This window comes from Acinetobacter sp. ANC_7504, assembly GCF_056779995.1.
This window is the reverse complement of the sequence record NZ_JBWYIZ010000011.1, coordinates 23,664-41,344: the sequence shown is the minus strand read 5'-3', so window position 1 is coordinate 41,344 and position 17,681 is coordinate 23,664. Positions and strand designations below refer to the sequence as shown.

At 38.6% G+C, this 17,681-nt stretch carries 14 protein-coding genes and 4 tRNA genes; 13 read left to right on the top strand and 5 right to left on the bottom strand.

Annotated features, from left to right (window positions below):
- Positions 1–9 precede the first annotated feature (9 nt).
- The gene (gene rplQ / locus AC1M9F_RS11615) at positions 10–375 is read left to right on the top strand and encodes a 50S ribosomal protein L17 (protein WP_034587447.1); all 366 of its coding nucleotides are present in this window, start codon (positions 10–12) and stop codon (positions 373–375) included.
- A 189-nt stretch (positions 376–564) separates the two neighbouring features.
- Positions 565–2,055, top strand: a complete 1,491-nt coding sequence (locus AC1M9F_RS11610; protein WP_481597843.1) for a flavin-containing monooxygenase — start codon at positions 565–567, stop codon at positions 2,053–2,055.
- Positions 2,056–2,103: 48 nt separating this feature from the next.
- Here the strand turns inward: AC1M9F_RS11610 and AC1M9F_RS11605 are convergent, their stop codons facing one another.
- Positions 2,104–3,276: an acyl-CoA dehydrogenase family protein gene (locus AC1M9F_RS11605; RefSeq protein ID WP_035265167.1), complete on the bottom strand. Its 1,173-nt coding sequence runs from the start codon at positions 3,274–3,276 to the stop codon at positions 2,104–2,106.
- Positions 3,277–3,455: 179 nt separating this feature from the next.
- Here AC1M9F_RS11605 and AC1M9F_RS11600 point away from each other — a divergent pair, with 179 nt between their 5' ends.
- From AC1M9F_RS11600 to AC1M9F_RS11580, 5 genes are all read left to right on the top strand, one after another.
- Entirely contained in the window at positions 3,456–3,716 is a 261-nt protein-coding gene (locus tag AC1M9F_RS11600; RefSeq protein WP_481597842.1) for an FAD assembly factor SdhE, read from the top strand.
- Between the two features lie 61 nt (positions 3,717–3,777).
- A complete protein-coding gene (locus AC1M9F_RS11595) occupies positions 3,778–4,092 on the top strand; it encodes a hypothetical protein (protein WP_481596500.1) in 315 nt (104 codons plus the stop codon).
- 537 nt (positions 4,093–4,629) lie between these two features.
- Positions 4,630–5,673, top strand: a complete 1,044-nt coding sequence (locus AC1M9F_RS11590; protein ID WP_035265182.1) for a hypothetical protein — start codon at positions 4,630–4,632, stop codon at positions 5,671–5,673.
- An 84-nt stretch (positions 5,674–5,757) separates the two neighbouring features.
- Positions 5,758–6,345, top strand: a complete 588-nt coding sequence (gene rrtA / locus AC1M9F_RS11585; protein ID WP_481586792.1) for a rhombosortase — start codon at positions 5,758–5,760, stop codon at positions 6,343–6,345.
- 339 nt (positions 6,346–6,684) lie between these two features.
- Positions 6,685–8,904, top strand: coding sequence for a TRAP transporter large permease subunit (locus AC1M9F_RS11580; RefSeq protein ID WP_481597841.1), 2,220 nt, complete (start codon positions 6,685–6,687; stop codon positions 8,902–8,904).
- Positions 8,905–8,998: 94 nt separating this feature from the next.
- Here the strand turns inward: AC1M9F_RS11580 and AC1M9F_RS11575 are convergent, their stop codons facing one another.
- From AC1M9F_RS11575 to rnr, 3 genes are all read right to left on the bottom strand, one after another.
- Positions 8,999–9,208 (bottom strand): YheV family putative zinc ribbon protein, encoded by a 210-nt coding sequence (locus tag AC1M9F_RS11575; RefSeq protein WP_171076743.1) that lies wholly within the window; start codon positions 9,206–9,208, stop codon positions 8,999–9,001.
- 40 nt (positions 9,209–9,248) lie between these two features.
- Positions 9,249–11,288 carry a M3 family metallopeptidase gene (locus AC1M9F_RS11570; RefSeq protein WP_481597840.1) on the bottom strand — a complete coding sequence of 680 codons (2,040 nt, stop codon included), beginning with the start codon at positions 11,286–11,288 and terminating at the stop codon, positions 9,249–9,251.
- A gap of 172 nt (positions 11,289–11,460) precedes the next feature.
- Positions 11,461–13,899, bottom strand: coding sequence for a ribonuclease R (gene rnr / locus AC1M9F_RS11565; protein ID WP_481597871.1), 2,439 nt, complete (start codon positions 13,897–13,899; stop codon positions 11,461–11,463).
- Positions 13,900–14,161: 262 nt separating this feature from the next.
- On the opposite strand from rnr, the gene AC1M9F_RS11560 reads away from it, so the two are divergent.
- The 4 genes from AC1M9F_RS11560 (at position 14,162) to AC1M9F_RS11545 (ending at position 14,902) form a co-directional block, all read left to right on the top strand.
- Positions 14,162–14,252, top strand: a tRNA-Ser gene (locus AC1M9F_RS11560).
- A gap of 16 nt (positions 14,253–14,268) precedes the next feature.
- Positions 14,269–14,345: transfer RNA gene (locus AC1M9F_RS11555), tRNA-Arg, on the top strand.
- 43 nt (positions 14,346–14,388) lie between these two features.
- A tRNA-Arg gene (locus AC1M9F_RS11550) sits at positions 14,389–14,465 on the top strand.
- 360 nt (positions 14,466–14,825) lie between these two features.
- A tRNA-Arg gene (locus tag AC1M9F_RS11545) sits at positions 14,826–14,902 on the top strand.
- A gap of 74 nt (positions 14,903–14,976) precedes the next feature.
- Here AC1M9F_RS11545 and AC1M9F_RS11540 read toward each other — a convergent pair.
- Positions 14,977–16,284, bottom strand: coding sequence for an SRPBCC family protein (locus AC1M9F_RS11540; RefSeq protein ID WP_481597839.1), 1,308 nt, complete (start codon positions 16,282–16,284; stop codon positions 14,977–14,979).
- 171 nt (positions 16,285–16,455) lie between these two features.
- Between AC1M9F_RS11540 and AC1M9F_RS11535 the strand changes: the two genes are divergently transcribed.
- Together AC1M9F_RS11535 and AC1M9F_RS11530 are read left to right on the top strand one after the other, a co-directional pair.
- Positions 16,456–16,959 carry a YcxB family protein gene (locus AC1M9F_RS11535; protein ID WP_035265193.1) on the top strand — a complete coding sequence of 168 codons (504 nt, stop codon included), beginning with the start codon at positions 16,456–16,458 and terminating at the stop codon, positions 16,957–16,959.
- Between the two features lie 45 nt (positions 16,960–17,004).
- Positions 17,005–17,643, top strand: coding sequence for a fumarylacetoacetate hydrolase family protein (locus tag AC1M9F_RS11530; RefSeq protein WP_481597838.1), 639 nt, complete (start codon positions 17,005–17,007; stop codon positions 17,641–17,643).
- The last annotated feature ends 38 nt before the right edge of the window (positions 17,644–17,681 follow it).

The window sequence follows — 17,681 nt, the reverse complement described above, 5'->3', positions numbered from 1 at the left end:
ACTATCACCATGCGTCATCGTAATAGTGGTGTGAAATTAGGCCGTACAAGCAGTCATCGTAAAGCGATGTTCCAAAACATGGCTAATTCTTTGTTTGAACACGAGTTGATCAAAACAACTGTGCCTAAAGCAAAAGAGTTACGTCGTGTAGCTGAGCCTTTAATCACTTTAGCTAAAGTCGATACAGTAGCAAACCGCCGTTTAGCGTTTGCTCGTACTCGTTCAGCAGCAACTGTTGGTAAATTATTTACCGTTCTTGGCCCTCGTTACAAAGAACGTAACGGCGGTTATCTACGTGTTCTTAAAGCGGGCTTCCGTGCAGGTGATGCTGCACCGATGGCTTACGTTGAGCTAGTAGATCGCGAAGTTAAATAATTTCGTGTAGAACATCGCAAGTTGTTCAAAAAAGGTCGGTTGAATAAACCGACCTTTTTTTTGTCTAACAATTGGCATTACTTGACCTGAATTGATATGTTTTTTGCAACTTTTAGTCAAACTTGACATTGTGTATTGTCAAAAATATGTTTTAATAAAAATGTTCTTATAAAAAGGTTAATAAAAGAAATGGATAAGCAAGTCGATATTCTTATTGTTGGTGCTGGTATCTCTGGAATTGGAATTGCAGCACATTTAATTAAAAATAATCCGAACCGTAAATTTGAAATACTCGAACGTCGTAAAAGTTTCGGTGGAACGTGGGATTTGTTTAAATACCCAGGTATTCGCTCCGACTCAGATATGTCTACTTTTGGCTACAATTTTAAGCCATGGCGTAAAGCGAATGTGCTTGCAGATGGTGCTTCGATTAAAGGTTACTTGGGCGAAGTTGTTAGTGAGTACAATATTAAAGAAAAAATTCATTTTGAACATCGTGTCCTTTCAGCTAATTACGATACTTCAATTAAAAAATGGATTGTAGAAATCGAAGATCAAAATGAAAAGAAACAAACTTGGCAAGCTAATTTCGTCTTAGGATGTACAGGCTATTATAACTACGATCAAGGTTTCCAACCTGATTTTCCAAATCAAGATAAATTTAAAGGTCAATTGATTCATCCACAATTTTGGCCTGAAAATTTAGATTATACCGGTAAGAAAGTAGTTATTATTGGTAGTGGAGCAACTGCAATCACTTTAGTACCAGCAATGGCAAAAGGTGGGGCTGGGCATGTAACAATGTTACAACGTTCACCAACGTATATTGCTTCAATTCCTTCGATTGATTTTGTTTATGACAAAACACGTAAATTTATGACAGAGGACATGGCATATAAGTTCACGCGTGCTCGTAATATCGGAATGCAACGTGCGATTTTTGCTTTGTCAAAAAAACAACCTCAACTTGTTCGCAAGTTACTTCTTAAATCTATTGAAATGCAGTTGAAAGGTAAAGTGGATATGAAGCACTTTACCCCAAGTTACAATCCTTGGGATCAACGTTTATGTGTAGTGCCAGACGGTGATTTATTCAAAATTTTACGTAGTGGTAAAGCAAGTGTTGAAACAGATCATATTGAATCCTTCACTGAAAATGGTATTCAATTAAAATCTGGTAAACACTTAGATGCAGATATCATTGTTTCTGCAACTGGTCTAGAAATTCAAATTATGGGCGGTATCAAAGCGACTGTTGATGGTCAGCCGATCAAGACTAGCGAACATATGCTTTATAATGGTGTGATGGTAAGTGATGTACCAAATATGGCGATGGTTATTGGTTATGTGAACGCGTCATGGACCTTAAAAGTAGATGTCGTTGCTGATTATATTTGCCGTTTATTCAAATATATGGATCAGAACGGTTATGATGAAGTTGTCGCACCAACTGACCATTCTGCAATGCTCGATGAAACAGTTATGGGTGAAATGTCATCAGGTTATATCGCGCGAGCGGCTGATCAACTTCCAAAACAAGGTACTAAGGCACCTTGGATGGCAACGCATAACTATTTAGCTGATCGTAAAGATCTCAAAAATGCGACTTTTAACGATGGTATTTTAAAATTTTCGAAGGCTCCCGCACAGTCTGTAAAAAAGCCTAAATTAGTATCTTAATGAATAGCTATTAAAATAAAAAAGGAAGCGAAAGCTTCCTTTTTCTATTTATAAAGAACGAGATATGAGTTCTTTCATGATTTCATTGGTGCCTGCATATATACGATTTGCACGGTTATCAATATATGCGCGTGCAATAGGGTATTCAAGCATGAAGCCATAGCCACCATGTAACTGCAAGCATTCATCGACGACTTTAGAGAACATATCAGAAATTTTATATTTTGCAGCTGCGGCCGCATCTACACCTAACGTACCCTCAAGTTGTAATTCCATACAACGATCTAAATAAGAACGACAGAAGTCTATTTCAGTTCGAAGTTCTGCTAGCTTAAAACGTGTATTTTGAAATGCACCAATTGGCTTGCCAAATGCTTTACGATCTTTTGTATATTGTACTGTGTGCGCAAAGGCAGCTTCTGCACCTGCTTGGCAGATAATCGCAACAAGCATACGTTCCCATGCGAGTTCTTTCATAAGCATGATGAAGCCCATGCCTTCCATACCAATTAAATTTTCCTTTGGTACACGAACATTATCAAAGAACAATTCGCAAGTATCTTGTCCTTTCATACCAATTTTATTGAGTGGTTTACCTTTGGTGAATCCTGCTCGATCAGCTTCGACAATGATAAGCGATAAGTTGGCTGAACCTTTATCACTATTACCTGTCTTGCACACAACAATCGCCATGTCACATAGATAACCATTGGTAATAAAAATTTTAGAACCATTGATGACATATTCATCGCCATCTAAAACTGCAGAAGTTCGTACAGCTTGTAAGTCTGAACCTGTACCAGGCTCCGTCATCGCAATGGCAGTGACAACTTCGCCAGAAGCCATTTTAGGGAGCCATTTTTTCTTCTGCTCTTCGTTGGCAAAATTATTCAGGTAGTTCGCAACAATATCCGAATGCAATGAAAAACCAGTTGATGAATCCATTGCATAAGCTTGTTCTTCAATGAGGATCATACTGTAGAGTCGATCTACACCATATCCACCATATTCTTCAGGCATTGTGGTGCACAATAGACCCATTTCACCCGCTTTATTCCATAAGTCACGATCTACATGTTGTTGTTCTTCGTATTTGGCAATATTTGGAACGACTTCTTTTTCATAGAATTTTCGGACAGTATCACGAAAGGCTTCATGTTCTGCATTGAATAATTTTCGAGGCAACATATTAGGAATTGGTCGAATTGCGCCTGATTGCATATTTATATTTCCATAAGTGTTATTAGAATAGCCACAACATAAGAGAGCCTGAACATTGGTGCAATGTGTTGAATGCTCAAAACACAAGAAATGCTGATGAATTTGGTCAATTGATATTTTTAAAACACAAAGCTCATGGCTTCAGTTAAAATGGAATGAACACAGATTAGGGGATAAAAATGTACGATGAATTAACGCTTGAAGAGCGTAAAGTTATCTATCGCGCACGTCGTGGGTTAAAAGAAATTGACGTGTATTTTGATCCTTATGTAAAGCAATACTATTTGCAAGCTGAACCTGAAGAGAAAGCAATGTTTGCTGAATTGGTTGAGCAAGAAGATCCTGATTTATTGGATTGGTTTATGGAGGTTTCTGAACCACCTCGACCTGAATTGCGCCAATTTATTAAAAAATTAAAAGATTATGTCCATAATCCATGAGCGTTATTCACTGAAACACAGCCTTTATTCAGCTGTGTTTCACGCTTTCTTTATGTTCATCATGAGTATTACTTTATTAATCAGTATTGAGCTCATTTATGCTTTAAGCAGTATTATATTTATACTGATTATCTGGTGGGGTTTTAGAAAAAAACCACAATTAAGTGAATTACAAAAACTAGACAAAGATTTATGGTCGATTCAAATGACTTCAAATCCAAAAATATACCAAGCAAAACTGACTCGAGTTTTTCATTTTCATTACTTCGTTGTACTCAGTTTTAACGAAAAGAAATTAGATTCTTTGGTGATTTGGAGAGATCAAATAGATGAAAAACAATGGAAAAGCTTGATTACTCATGCAAATTTTGGCTAATTGTTAGACAAAAAGTGCTTTATTTTACAATTTAAAACATGATAAAAAACAATTATTTAAAAACGTATAGTATGAACAAAAAATGAATTGTTTGACGAAAATGAAAGAAAATCAAATTGTTAGACAAAAATGCGATGAAATCTAAATTTCTAAAGTACATTAAATATACCAACAGCTAATGAGGAATTTCAAAATGAGCGAAATTCATATGTGGTTGTTTCTAGTGGTTGCTGCTGTTATGGCAATTATAATTGGAAGACTAGGAACTGTGCTGAAGGAACGAATTGAACACCACAACAACGAACAAAATAAACTCTCTTGAGTTTACCATTTAATAAGTAGCATGTGCCGAACCGTCGCAATGCTACTTTTTTTTGCCCAAAATTTTAACAATTCAAAAAATAAGTCAATTATTTCAATTCAGATCAATGACAGACTAATTGTTAATGAAGTGCATTGCTGCACTTTTATTCAGCGATTGCATCTGATATTTTAAATCGCAAGGATGACAAAATTATAAAATTGAGGACAGGAAGTATGTCTAAATTAAAGACTCAAGGTCTTTTCACGGCAATTGCGGTTGTAGCAGCTACAACTTTATCTGGATGTTCATACGTAATCAAAACTGGTGCGAATGCATCACTTGCGTTTAGTGAAAAACACATCTTACCGCCAGTACTCTCAATGGGTGATGTGGATATGGTGTGTAATCAGGGCACAGCTTTGACTCCTGTGATTATGGCGACTAAAGATATGGGTGCTGATCCGACCCGTATGGCAGTTCTTTTATATTCAGCTTCAGGGATGTGCGCAGAAAATCGTGCCTTAGATGCAGAATTAAGATACCTAAGAGCATCAAAAGCAGGTCAAGTGACAGAAGCACAAGATGCGCGTATTGAACAAAAGCGCTGGGCTGCTGTTGCTGCCGAACGTCAATATACGGGTTATCAATTGTTTGCGGAGCGTTGGCAGTCTAAATATAAATATAATTTAGGTGACTCATGTCCAACTATGCGTCGTAATCTTGACCAAACAGTATATCTGTTAGGCATGTTAAGTGGCTTACAAGCGATGACCAATGATATTGCTTCTGGTGGTCAAGTGCATGTTCCTAAAGATATCGCAGCAATTGTTGAACGTGGCATGGTCTGCCTCGATAACAACAAGTTCTGGGGCGTACCGAATGCTACTCGAGCAGTGATTTGGACATTATTACCTGGAGCTGATGCAGGCAAACCAGATCCATACCAAACGCTTAAACAATCTATGCAAATTGGTGAGCAAAAAGGAGTACGCTTATCGCATGCCTTGTATGCTGTTGCAGCACAAGCCAGTGGTGACGATGCAAAAATACGTGATGCATTACGTTCTTATGCCGCTTCACGTGCTGAAGAAGTTCCTGTAAATCCAGAGTTTAAGTTATTGGATAATATGGCAGGACAAATGATACAAGCGATCTCAGACCGTTATTGGACGGAGAATACAGGTGTCCGAACTGAAGCAGATGGAATGTCGAGCTTCTGGGATGATCAAGCGACCAATGAAGCCGATGATCTTTTCGAGAACACATTAGGCGAATAAGATTTTTTAATTTTGTTCAAAATTAAAAATGGAGTTATTCAAGAAAAAGAGCTTTAAGCTCTTTTTCTTTTAGGAATACGAAAGATGAAAGATACTATCCTGATTCGAAAAATACTGTTTATTGCATGCTGTATCAGTATTGCTGCTAGTTTGCAGATTTTTCAGGAGTATTTTTTCTATTGGCGTCCTGTATTGGATGAAGAAATTTGGCGAGTATGGACAGCTCACTATGTACATGTGGGATGGATACACTATGCATTGAATATGGTGGGTTTAGCCTGCCTACCATTCATCTTCCCATATGTCAAAATTAGGTACATGTTGTACTTGTTGATCGCACTCCCGCCATTAATTAGTTTAAGTTTTTTTTATGTTTATCCTCGCGTTGAAGCTTATGCAGGTCTATCAGGGGTGCTACATGGTATGTATATGGCTTTGGCAGTTTATTTTTTAAAATTTGAAAAAGAACGTAAATTCTCGCTGCTTGTATTAGCTTTAATCACGGGCAAAATTTTGTGGGAAAATATCTTTGGTTCTCTCGATACTGCGCAAATGATTGGTAGCCCAGTATTGGTTGAAGCACATTTAACAGGTGCAATATGGGGGGCATTACTCAGCATGTTCTTTTTAATTTATCAGCACATCTCCGTGAAGGACACACACATCTCTTAATTCCTCTGATGCTTAATTATCACTTATTTTAATGTGTGATCAGATTCAAATCTTTTGCATTTATTTTTTTAAGGTCATATTTGTTTAAAAAAAGAAATACAGTATGGTATAGCCTACTGATTTAGTTGGTTTTTATCTCGCTCTTAAGAGGTGAATTGATGAAAATTGGCATAAATTTAAAAAAAATGGAAAAGTCAGTCATTCTTTTTTAAAAAAAAATCAGTCAGATTCATGTGATAAAAGTGGTAAGGAAATTAGGTAAAGGATTTTGCCTAAGCCCGAATTAGAAAAGATGAGCTGTACAGGCAATGTATAGCAGTATTAAATAATGGAATAACAATGCAAGAGCCTTCTAAAAAGAGATCTGGGTTAGGTCTACTTCGTTATATATGGACTGAGTGGATATCTGCGTTTACGATTTTGCTTCTACTGTTACTGACGCTCATCATCGGGACAGGAGAAATGATTCACGGGCAGATGTTACGTATAGGTGAAAGTCTATACGGTGACGAAAAAATTGGTATGCAGTATTCATTCTTGCGTGCCGAACCTGAAAAGCCAGTCTGTGATCGAAATCCAAATATTGACCTTTTGGTTCAAAACCAAATGCAAGCTAATGCAAAAGATGAATTTGCAGATATCTTTGGTACAACGTCTGAAGAAGATGTTCGTGCCTCTGTATTGGCTGGTCAACAGTTATGTGAAGAAAAATATGCCTTCTATGATAAGTCAATTCAGTATTTAGAAGATAATCCTTCAATACGAACTTACCGAACCATGGAAACAACTTTCTTTGGTATTTTCCAATTTGGTACGGAAAATAAGGCAGTTCTATTGATTATCATGGTGGTACTTGCAGCGATCACTGCAACACTTAAAATCCACCACATTGGTCTACGCGGTCCAAGTTCTGTTTTAGATTATCGGGTTTACGCTGTCGCAATGATACTTGCGAACAGTTTCTTAACCAGTTCAGCGATCAGTCAGTATAGATCTGTATTGAACTCTGGTGTTCCGCCAACCAGTGAGATGACAATCATCTATTGGTTATGGATAATCTTGTTCAGTACACTGACATTAATTAGTTTGTACCAATTGTTCCGTGTACCAGAAAATGCGAAGCCAGGTGGTACGATTGGCATGGCATTATTGTCAGTCCCACTTTATGCCTATATGGCGATCACAACAGGATTTAACTTTACCTTTGTGATGGACTATCCAATGGGTCAAGGGATTTATTTAGGGCAGCTGGTTGAGTTCTCTACCATTTTCCTTAATTTATCACTGTTCATTTGGGCAGGTATGCTGTTAAAGCAGACATTAATTGTTGATAAATTCCTAAATATTTTACGTCCATGGAATCTAGCGCCTGAAACGCTTACCTGGTTAATCTTACTTGCTGCTGCATTACCTACAGCTTATACAGGTGCATCAGGTATTTTTGTAATCGCTGCAGGTGCGATCATTTATAAAGAAGTTTGGAATGCGGGCGGACGCCGTCAATTCGCTTTGGCTACAGCAGCGATGTCGGGTTCGCTTGGTGTGGTACTCCGTCCATGTCTATTGATTGTTGTTGTTGCATCACTGAACAAAGAAGTAACAACTGATTTATTATACCAATATGGTATCGGTGTTTTCCTCATCACTTCGACACTGTTCCTATTAATTTCACTGTTCTTTGCTGAGCAAAAATTCCGTATTGCAGCGCCATCAGTTGCATTCCCGAATTCCGCTAAGGCATTAGTGGCAGTAGTTCCTTATGTGATCGTGTTCCTGATCGTGTGGTCATTCTACAAGTATGCATTAAATACCAATTTGAATGAGTTCACTGCACCAGTCATGATGCCAATCATCTTACTTGTCATGGTGCTTTATGAAAAATTACGTCATGAACCAGCACCACTCGCACCAGTAGGACATTGGGATACGACATTAAGCCATACTTCGGTTGAACAAGAAGCAGCTAAGGCGCGAGTGTCAGCATCTGAAATTGCAGCGCAAGATAGTCCAGACAATCCTGCGCGTAAAGTGAGTTTCTGGAAGTCAATTCATGTATCTGCAAGTGAAACAGTCGGACATATCGGGGCGCTTGTGATCTTAATGGCATTGTCTGTCAGCGTTGGTGGATACTTAGAGCGTATCGAGTTGATGGAACACTTCCCAACGGATATTGAAAATATCTATATCGTGATTACCTTGATCGTATGTCTCATGGTATTTGTCGGTATGATTATGGATCCGTTTGGTGCTGTCATCTTAATTTCAGCAACAGTTGCGCCTGTCGCCTACGCTTATGGTATTGATCCTGTTCACTTCTGGATGATTGCTTTAATTGGTTTCGAATTGGGTTATATATCACCTCCAGTTGCACTCAATCACTTGCTCGCAAGGCAGTCGATTGGAGATGAAGAGGTGGCTGCTGCCGATGCAGAAGTGAAAGATAAAACGTTCTACTACAAATACGAACGTTGGATTCTACCTCTGATTGTGATGATTCCAGCAATGTTGATTATCGCCTATGTGCCTTATATCTTTAAGTTATTCGGTTGGTATCAATAATTAAATAAAATAAGCACCTTCGGGTGCTTATTTTTTGATGAATTTACAACAAAGCCAGCTCCATCGAGCTGGCTTTGTTGATTTTTATAATATCTTAATTTCTTGGGCGCGGCTTAAATTGAATAACACCAATTTCGTCTGCAACCTCAGGCATTTGAGGTTCATCTATATGTGTCGGACGATTTTCAGAATAGTTACATTCAATACATTCGATCCATTCTGAATCACCTGAAGTGAGCATGACAATACGATCCATAGCTTCACATTTCGGACATTTTGCACCTGCAATGAAACGACGTTTGATCGACATAATGACACTCACCTTCAAAAATTAGTAACGTAGTTTAAGCAGTTTTAGTGTCATTCGTCCAACCTTGATGGCGTAATAATGCATCAATTTTAGGCTCACGACCTCTAAATTTAACAAAGGCATCAAGCGCTGTATCTTTACCGCCTACAGCAAGCACTGCTTTGCGGAAAGCAAGTCCAGTCTCTTGGTTGAAGATGCCTTCTTGTTCAAAGCGATCGAATGCATCACTTGCTAAAACTTCAGCCCATTTGTAAGAGTAATAGCCTGCGGCATAACCCCCTGCGAAAATATGGCTAAAACTATTTTGGAATCGGTTGTATGGTGCTGTAGGGAGAACAGCATATTGTTCACGAATTTCGTTTAGAGTGTGTTGAATACCTATTGCATCTAAAGCAGGTGATTGTTTATGTATATTCAAATCAAACATGGCAAACTCAAGTTGACGAAGGGTTTGCATGCCTGATTGGAAAAATCTCGCATCCAAAAGAGACTTAAGGAGTTCTTCAGGTAAGGGTGTTTTGGTCTCAATGTGTTGGCTGATTAAAGCCAAGCTTTCATTATCCCAAGTCCAGAATTCCATAAACTGACTTGGCAGCTCGACGGCATCCCAAGCGACACCATGTGTGCCTGCTACAGAGATATGATCTACTTCTGTGAGCATATGATGCAGACCATGTCCAAACTCATGGAAAAGAGTAACGACTTCATCATGTGTTAAAAGCGCAGGCTGTTGACCAATTGGTGGTGTAAAATTACCGACCATGTAACAAATCGGTTTCTGCATGCCATTGTTGGTTTGCATACGTGAGCGGAATCCGCTCATCCATGCTCCACCACGTTTCCCACTTCTAGCGTACAAGTCAAAATAGAATCCACCTATGACACTGCCTTGATCTTCAAGCTCATAATATCGTGCATCTGGATGCCATACAGGTGCTTCACGTTCAATGACTTGAATACCATATAAACGCTCCACAATTTTAAATAAACCTTGAACGACGACAGGGGTAGGGAAGTATGGCTTAAGTGCTTCCTGAGACAGATTAAACTGTTGAACTTTGAGTTTTTCCGAGAAATACGTCGTGTCCCAAGGTTGTAGTTCATCTACACCATGAGATTGAGCAATTGCTTTTAATGCCTCAATTTCTTGTAGGGCAGGTTTACGAGCATGTTCTGCCAACTCAATCAGGAATTGATCTACAGCTTCAACACTTGGAGCCATCTTACTTGCCAGTGAATATGCTGCATAATGATCAAAACCTAAAAGTTGAGCCATTTCTTGGCGCAATTTGAGAATTTCTTCCATCACCGCAGTATTGTCATATTCAGGGTGATCTGACTGATCCGACGCTCGCGTGGTATATGCTTTATATAAGGCTTCGCGAAGCTCTCGATTATCTGCGTAAGTCATGATCGCAAGATAAGAAGGGAAATCCAATGTCGCCACGGCTTGATCGAGTTCACGTTGTTGACCGTATTGCTTTAGCAGTTCGATACTGCTCGCAGGTAAACCAGCAAGTTCATCTTCAGTTAATGGTTTGAAATATGATTGTGTGGCATCAAGAACGTGGTTAGAAAAATCTGAAGAAAGCTGCGATAAACGAGCTGATATTTCTGCGTAGCGTTTTTTTGCTTCGCCTTCTAGAGCCACGCCTGAGAGTTTAAAGTCTCTAAGTGCAAGTTTAATCGCACTCTGTTGAGCTTCTGGTAAATCCGAAAAAATAGGTGCATCATGCACATATTGGTAGGTTTGATAGAGCGCAGTATGTTGCCCTAATTGTGTGTAGTATTCACTTAAGCTAGGTAAAAGAGACTGATAAATCTCGCGTGTTTCAGGATTGTTCATCACAGCATTTAAGTGAGACAAAATACCCCAAGATTCGCTCATTTGGTTTTCTAATTGATCGATTTGATCGAGCACATTTAATTGTAATTGTACCGTGTCTGGGACTTTCTCGAGTTGGTTTATAAAGTGTTGACCATTTTGAATCGCTTGTTCAATCTGTGCTTTAAGTTGATCAAGTGTAATTTGAGAAAAATCGGGTACAGGCAAAGTTGCCTTTTCTAAAGTCATTCAAGGACCTAATTGATTCATTTACTTCATTTAGATGTAGGGGTTTATGGACTTTAAATCAAGTGATACATTCAATTATTTACGTAAGTGCTAAATAAAGAATCGGTGCACTTGATTATAAATTAAAAAAATAAAGCTTAAAAAAAAGAGCGCCGTAGCGCTCTTTAAAGATTTAGTCTAATTTAGCTTTCGCATTCGACTTTTTCTTTTTCACTTTAGCTTTCTTTTTCGCTTTATCTTTTACTTTTCCATCAGATTTTTTGTCTGATTTTTTAGAATAAGAGCTTGGTTTTGCCTTGGACTTTTTCTTACGAACAGGGCGTTCACCGTTTTCATCTTTATCTTTTAGGAGTTCGACAGGCTCATTCAACATGCGATTTAACGCTTCTTGCTTGGTGACCGGTTTTTCCTTTACGACACGTGGTGCTCGACTACGAATAGCGCGACCTGCATGGCTGAGTTGTTGAATCAATTCAAAATCAATCTTACGTTCTTCTAAATTGACACCTGCAACCTTGATGCGTACTTCATCACCCAAACCGAAGGTCTGACCACGATTTTGCCCAACTAAACTTTGACTCGCTTGATCGAAGACAAAGAAGTCATCGCCAAGCTGGCTTACATGGACCATACCATCGACATATAAATCTTTTAAAGTGACAAATAGACCAAACTCAGCCGTAGCACTAATGACGCCAACAAACTCTTCACCAAGATGCTGTTGCATATAATGGCATTTTAACCAAGTGGTTACTGAGCGAGAAGCTTCATCAGCTCGACGTTCTGTTGCCGAGAAATGATTACCGGCTTCTTCTAGTGCGCCACCTGAGACTGGTGCAGGTTTATTTTTCAGGTGTGCTTTGATAGCACGATGTAATAATAAATCTGGATAACGACGAATTGGAGAGGTGAAATGAGTGTATGCCTCATACGCCAAACCATAGTGACCAGCGTTATTTGGCCCATAATAAGCTTGCATCATGGAGCGAAGAAGCACAGCATGAATACTTGGCGCATCAATACGGTCTTTAGTGGCTTCAATGACCGCTTGGTAGTCCGCTTGCGTAGGTTGATCAGGGAATTTCAAACCTAATAACTTAACAAAGTCGCGAACTTTTTGAATGCGTGAGAATTCAGGTGGCTCATGCACACGATACAACATTGGAATTTCGTGTTTTAAAGCAAATTCAGCAGCAGCGACATTGGCTAACAACATACATTCTTCAATGAGTTTATGAGCATCGTTACGTGATCTTGGTAGAATTTCTTTAATTCCACCAAGTTCATCAAAGGTCATGTACGTTTCAACGGTTTCAAATTCCATTGCATGGCGTTCTGCACGTAAACCTTTTAATACTTGGTAAAGTTGGAATAATGTATTCAGTGATTTACGCACTGTACGATCTTCAGGTACAGCTTGACTATCACCTTCAAAATATTTTGCAACTTGGTCATAGGTGAGTCGTGCTTTAGAGTGCATCACCGACGGATAGAATTCAAATTTTGTGACTTTACCTGCGCGACTTAAATTCAAATCACAGACCATACATAGACGATCGACATTTGGGTTGAGTGAGCATAAGCCATTTGAAAGTGCTTCAGGCAACATCGGTAAGACAAAGTGAGGGAAGTACACAGACGTACCGCGTTCTTGTGCTTCATCATCTAAAGGTTTACCAATACGAACATAATGACTGACATCTGCAATTGCAACCACGACGCGATAGCCGCCACCAGGACGTTTTTCTGCATAGACAGCATCGTCGAAGTCACGCGCATCTTCACCGTCAATTGTGACTAAGGGTAAATCTCTTAAATCAATGCGTCCTTGACGATCTCGTGCTGTCGGTTCTTTAAAACTTTCAGCTTCTTGAACTACTTCTTCTGGAAATTCGTAAGGTAAACCATATTCTAAAATGGTTTGAGGAATAATAATTTCAGTATCAGATTTGTCGGCCATAGATTGAATAATATGACCTGTAGCAAACTCTTCACGATTTGGAAAATCATCAATTTCAACTCGAAGAGAATCACCAACTTTAGCTTTCGCATGCGCAATGAGTTCTTTTTCTAAGGTAATCGGTTGATGCGCATTTGGATTTGCTGGTTGAATGAAGTATTCACCTTCATATTCTGCGAGTTTCCCAATGATTTGTTTGACGCGTCGTTGGGTAATTTCAGTAATGAAACCCCATGGTTTACCTTTACGGTCAACAGAGGTCTGTTGAACTTTAACTCGGTCACCATGGAAGACTTGACGTAATTCACGCTCAGGTAACAAATATTCTTCTTTCTTACCATCTATACTCGCAACCCCCAAACCTTTGCTATTGATATAGATGGTCGCATCATGAACAGGTTGATCTGCCATAAGCTGGAACTTATAACCTTCTTTCGTCAATTGACCATCACGAACCATCGCACTTAAACGGTGACTAAGTGCTTCAATACTTTTTTGATCCGCAATTTCGAAGTGTTCCACAAGGTCTGCATGAGACAATGCTTTTTTCTTATTCTCAATCGTTTCTAGAATCAGAATACGGCTTGGAATAGGATTATCGTAACGTTCAGCTTCCGCTTTGGCTTCAGGGTCGACCCAATTTTTCATAATGTCTTTGGCTTCATATCAGAAGATAAGTTTAGCATAAGACATGATGAGAAATACTGCACGTAAATGATTGCAATAAAGTGTTTTTAGTTCATAAATTATAAAAGAGATGCAGAATAGACAGTATTAAAGTGAAATTAATGCAGATTAAAGGCAAAAAAACTGAAAATTGTTTAAAAAATATATGATTGAACAAAAAACATAGAATTTTTTAAATTCTCACTTGAAGAGTAGGGACGAAGTTTGTATTATGGCGTCTCGTTACGGTGAGGTGGATGAGTGGCTGAAATCACTTCCCTGCTAAGGAAGCATACCTATTACTGGTATCGAGGGTTCGAATCCCTCTCTCACCGCCAACGATAAACTTGAAATGCGCTCATAGCTCAGCTGGATAGAGCACTTGGCTACGAACTAAGGGGTCGGGAGTTCGAATCTCTCTGAGCGCACCAATCAAGTTAATCGATGTAACGAAGTCGTAAGACACTCAAGTACGCGCTCATAGCTCAGCTGGATAGAGCACTTGGCTACGAACTAAGGGGTCGGGAGTTCGAATCTCTCTGAGCGCACCAACTTGATCATCTCTAAGATGTAAAAAAGAGAAGAAACCGCTTAATTGCGGTTTTTTTGTTTCTAGAATGAAGTGATGCTATAAATCATCATATTTTATTAGCTACTTAAGAAAGAAATAAATTTTAAAATTTCTACACATATTATTTTTAATTAATAGATATTAGCTCTTATAAAAACATCATCAATCCAACTCAGGATTGTTTGGAATTTGGATTGATCCTGTTGACCATCTCTTAAATTGTTGATTATCTAGCCATAATTTACATTTACGTATAAATACTGTTCGCTTGATTTAAATTTTATTAAAAAGTACTTAACAAATAATAATATTCATATATAATGCACTCCATCAAGACGTCGCGCTCATAGCTCAGCTGGATAGAGCACTTGGCTACGAACTAAGGGGTCGGGAGTTCGAATCTCTCTGAGCGCACCAACTTGATCATCTCTAAGATGTAAAAAAGAGAAGAAACCGCTTAATTGCGGTTTTTTTGTGTCTATTTTTTTATCTTATTTCTTCTGCTCTTCGTTTTTGACTTTCAATGCAAAGACGACATTCGCCCCAACTGTAGGGAGCACATCATGATAAGGCAAGCTCCGTGCTGCACGAATCAGGAACGGTGCTTTTTCATCTATTTTTCCAGCATTCGTCATTTTCAATAAAGTACCTTGTTGAAACTTATCAAATTGCATTTTTCCTTTAATGTATTTCAGATCACCGCCTTGAGCATAAAAACTATTCTGATTCGAATGAGGAAAGCTAAAATTTAGTTTAAATCGGAATGGAATTTGAATAACTCCTAACCCGAGTTCAACTTTAAAATCTGCCAATTGTGTTTGGTCTTTTAGGGTTTCGATATCAATAGATTTGAGTTGGCGGGGAAACAACTTTTTATAATGTACAGGCTGTGTCCATTTTTGTAATTGTTGCACTGGTTGGGAATAATACTGATACGTCGTCACAAAACGCATTGATTCTGCACCGTGTTGATAAGGCACGGTTGTCGGTGTATGGACAAAACTTACAGGGTGTTCGGTGATACGACTGATTTGTGCGATTTTGGCCAATTGATTTGTCGTTAATTGGTCGGATGGAAATTGACCTGGTTTGAGCGTACTCGAAGAAGGTGCTGTTAATTTTTTTCGAATTGATTCAAGTAAAAATGCATGTGTACCACTTGGAATTCCCATTTTTGCTTCAGGCACTGCATTCAGAACTTTGCTAAATAGAAAACCTTTAGGTTGGTTCAAATCTCCCCATTGCGTTAGGGTCAGAAGAGTATGATTTTGATCCAATTTGAACCATTCAAATTTGCCTAGACCATAAGGAACGGGTGCATCCACAATCAAACTCGAAATAGTATTACCTTCAATATGATGCTGAAACACTATGGTCTCATTAAAGTTGAGCACCGGTATTGGTGTTGGAATGGAAATTTTATATTGAACCTGAGTGATATTTTTTTCTTGATTTAATATTTTAGCTGACTTCAATGTCGGGAATAAACCAACAAAATTTTCAAACTGTGAAAGCGTTTTGGCGACCTTTTCTTCATTGACAGGCAATACGATGGCAGATGATGTGAACTTCACATTTGGATTGGGTTGTTTTTTGCGTGTCGGAATAGATGTTTGGGTATTTGTGTGCGCATAGATGAGAATCTGATCTTTGGCGATGCTGGCGAGTTCGGTACTATTATTTTGAAATGGTTTTAACGCACTGGGTATATTTTCTTTCCATTCAATAATCGCGCTGTACGACAAGCTAGGTACAAAAATAAGGCTTAAGCACAATGCTCGATAGTTAAAGTATTTCATTTTCATCCTGAACTATGAATTTAGACTTTTTATTTTGTGTCATTGTAAATCGTGTGATGCTTTCATCAATAGTGCGATGATGTAATCAACAGTATTCATTAAAACGACAATTCGATTTCAGGTAAAGTGGTGTAATATCTTTGCTTAAGAAAATCGATTGTTGAATCCCCTATGTCTGATACTCAACCAGTTTTATCTGTCCGTTACTTCTTAAATTTACAAGAGTCTCAGGATGGTTTTGCATTAGCTACTTTTGGCAAAAAACAATTTACGCGTTTTTTAACGCCACTTGTCAGTATTGCGATCGTGATTTGGGGGCTTTATCTTGGATTAGAGGGTGTAGGACGCTATTACGTGGCTTTAGGCACGTTCTTTATCTTTTTACAAATCGTTATGCGTTACTGGTTCTTACCTATGATGTTCAAGCGTCAGTTTGAAAAATATCAATTTGGTAAGACTGAACAAGGTATCGATTTGTTTCAAAACTCTGCCGAGCTTTTTTCAAGTGGTCGTCCTAAACAAGCATTTGCCTACAGTGAAGTACAAAAATTTGTAGTGGGTAAATTGACCTATATGCTTGAACTCAAAAATCATACAGTGGTCATTATTCCAAAACGTGCATTTGAGTCTGATGTAGACAGAACACTGTTTGAAAATACATTCCAAAAACGTTAAGTTTTGATGAGTTCATTACTCAAACTATAAATAAGAGAGATTTTCATGAGTGCAGTTCCATCAAAAATTGTATGTGTCGGTCGCAGTTATGCTGCGCATGCTCAAGAATTAGGTAATGCGATTCCTGATCAACCTGTCTTATTTATCAAGCCGCCGAGTAGCTTGGTGTCCTTAGCAGAAGGGATTGATTGGAATCGTGCATTGGGACAGTGTCATCATGAATGTGAACTTTCATTACGAATAGATCGACCGCTCAAAAACGTTACGGATCCTCAAGAGGCATTAGCAGCAGTAGGTGCAGTCACCCTTGGTTTGGATTTGACTTTAAGAGATCAACAAGATCAGCTTAAAAAGAAAGGACAACCTTGGGAACGTGCGAAAGCATTTGATGGATCTTGTATTTTGGCAGATTGGATTTCGCTTGATCAGGTCCCAGCATTAGATCAAGTCCAGTTTAAGCTCGAAATTAATGATCAACTTAGGCAACATGGTGATACGGATTTACTGATTTTTAAATTAGGAGCGCTTTTGGCAGAAATCAGTCAAAACTTTAGCTTAGTGCCTGGTGATGTTGTCATGACGGGTACGCCTGCAGGTGTAGGACCATTAGAATCGGGTGATCAGCTCAAAATGACTTTGACTGGCTTAAATGAAGATTTTGTGTGGACTACGCAAGTGCATTAATGATGCATCAAGCTCAATTAAAAAGGATGTTGGTTCAT

Excerpts from the sequence above, each read along its gene's own strand:
- rplQ (WP_034587447.1), top strand. The coding sequence starts at position 10 with ATGCGTCATCGTAATAGTGGTGTGAAATTAGGCCGTACAAGCAGTCAT.
- AC1M9F_RS11610 (WP_481597843.1), top strand. The coding sequence starts at position 565 with ATGGATAAGCAAGTCGATATTCTTATTGTTGGTGCTGGTATCTCTGGA.
- AC1M9F_RS11605 (WP_035265167.1), bottom strand. The coding sequence starts at position 3,276 with ATGCAATCAGGCGCAATTCGACCAATTCCTAATATGTTGCCTCGAAAA.
- AC1M9F_RS11600 (WP_481597842.1), top strand. The coding sequence starts at position 3,456 with ATGTACGATGAATTAACGCTTGAAGAGCGTAAAGTTATCTATCGCGCA.
- AC1M9F_RS11595 (WP_481596500.1), top strand. The coding sequence starts at position 3,778 with ATGAGTATTACTTTATTAATCAGTATTGAGCTCATTTATGCTTTAAGC.
- AC1M9F_RS11590 (WP_035265182.1), top strand. The coding sequence starts at position 4,630 with ATGTCTAAATTAAAGACTCAAGGTCTTTTCACGGCAATTGCGGTTGTA.
- rrtA (WP_481586792.1), top strand. The coding sequence starts at position 5,758 with ATGAAAGATACTATCCTGATTCGAAAAATACTGTTTATTGCATGCTGT.
- AC1M9F_RS11580 (WP_481597841.1), top strand. The coding sequence starts at position 6,685 with ATGCAAGAGCCTTCTAAAAAGAGATCTGGGTTAGGTCTACTTCGTTAT.
- AC1M9F_RS11570 (WP_481597840.1), bottom strand. The coding sequence starts at position 11,288 with ATGACTTTAGAAAAGGCAACTTTGCCTGTACCCGATTTTTCTCAAATT.
- AC1M9F_RS11540 (WP_481597839.1), bottom strand. The coding sequence starts at position 16,284 with ATGAAATACTTTAACTATCGAGCATTGTGCTTAAGCCTTATTTTTGTA.
- AC1M9F_RS11535 (WP_035265193.1), top strand. The coding sequence starts at position 16,456 with ATGTCTGATACTCAACCAGTTTTATCTGTCCGTTACTTCTTAAATTTA.
- AC1M9F_RS11530 (WP_481597838.1), top strand. The coding sequence starts at position 17,005 with ATGAGTGCAGTTCCATCAAAAATTGTATGTGTCGGTCGCAGTTATGCT.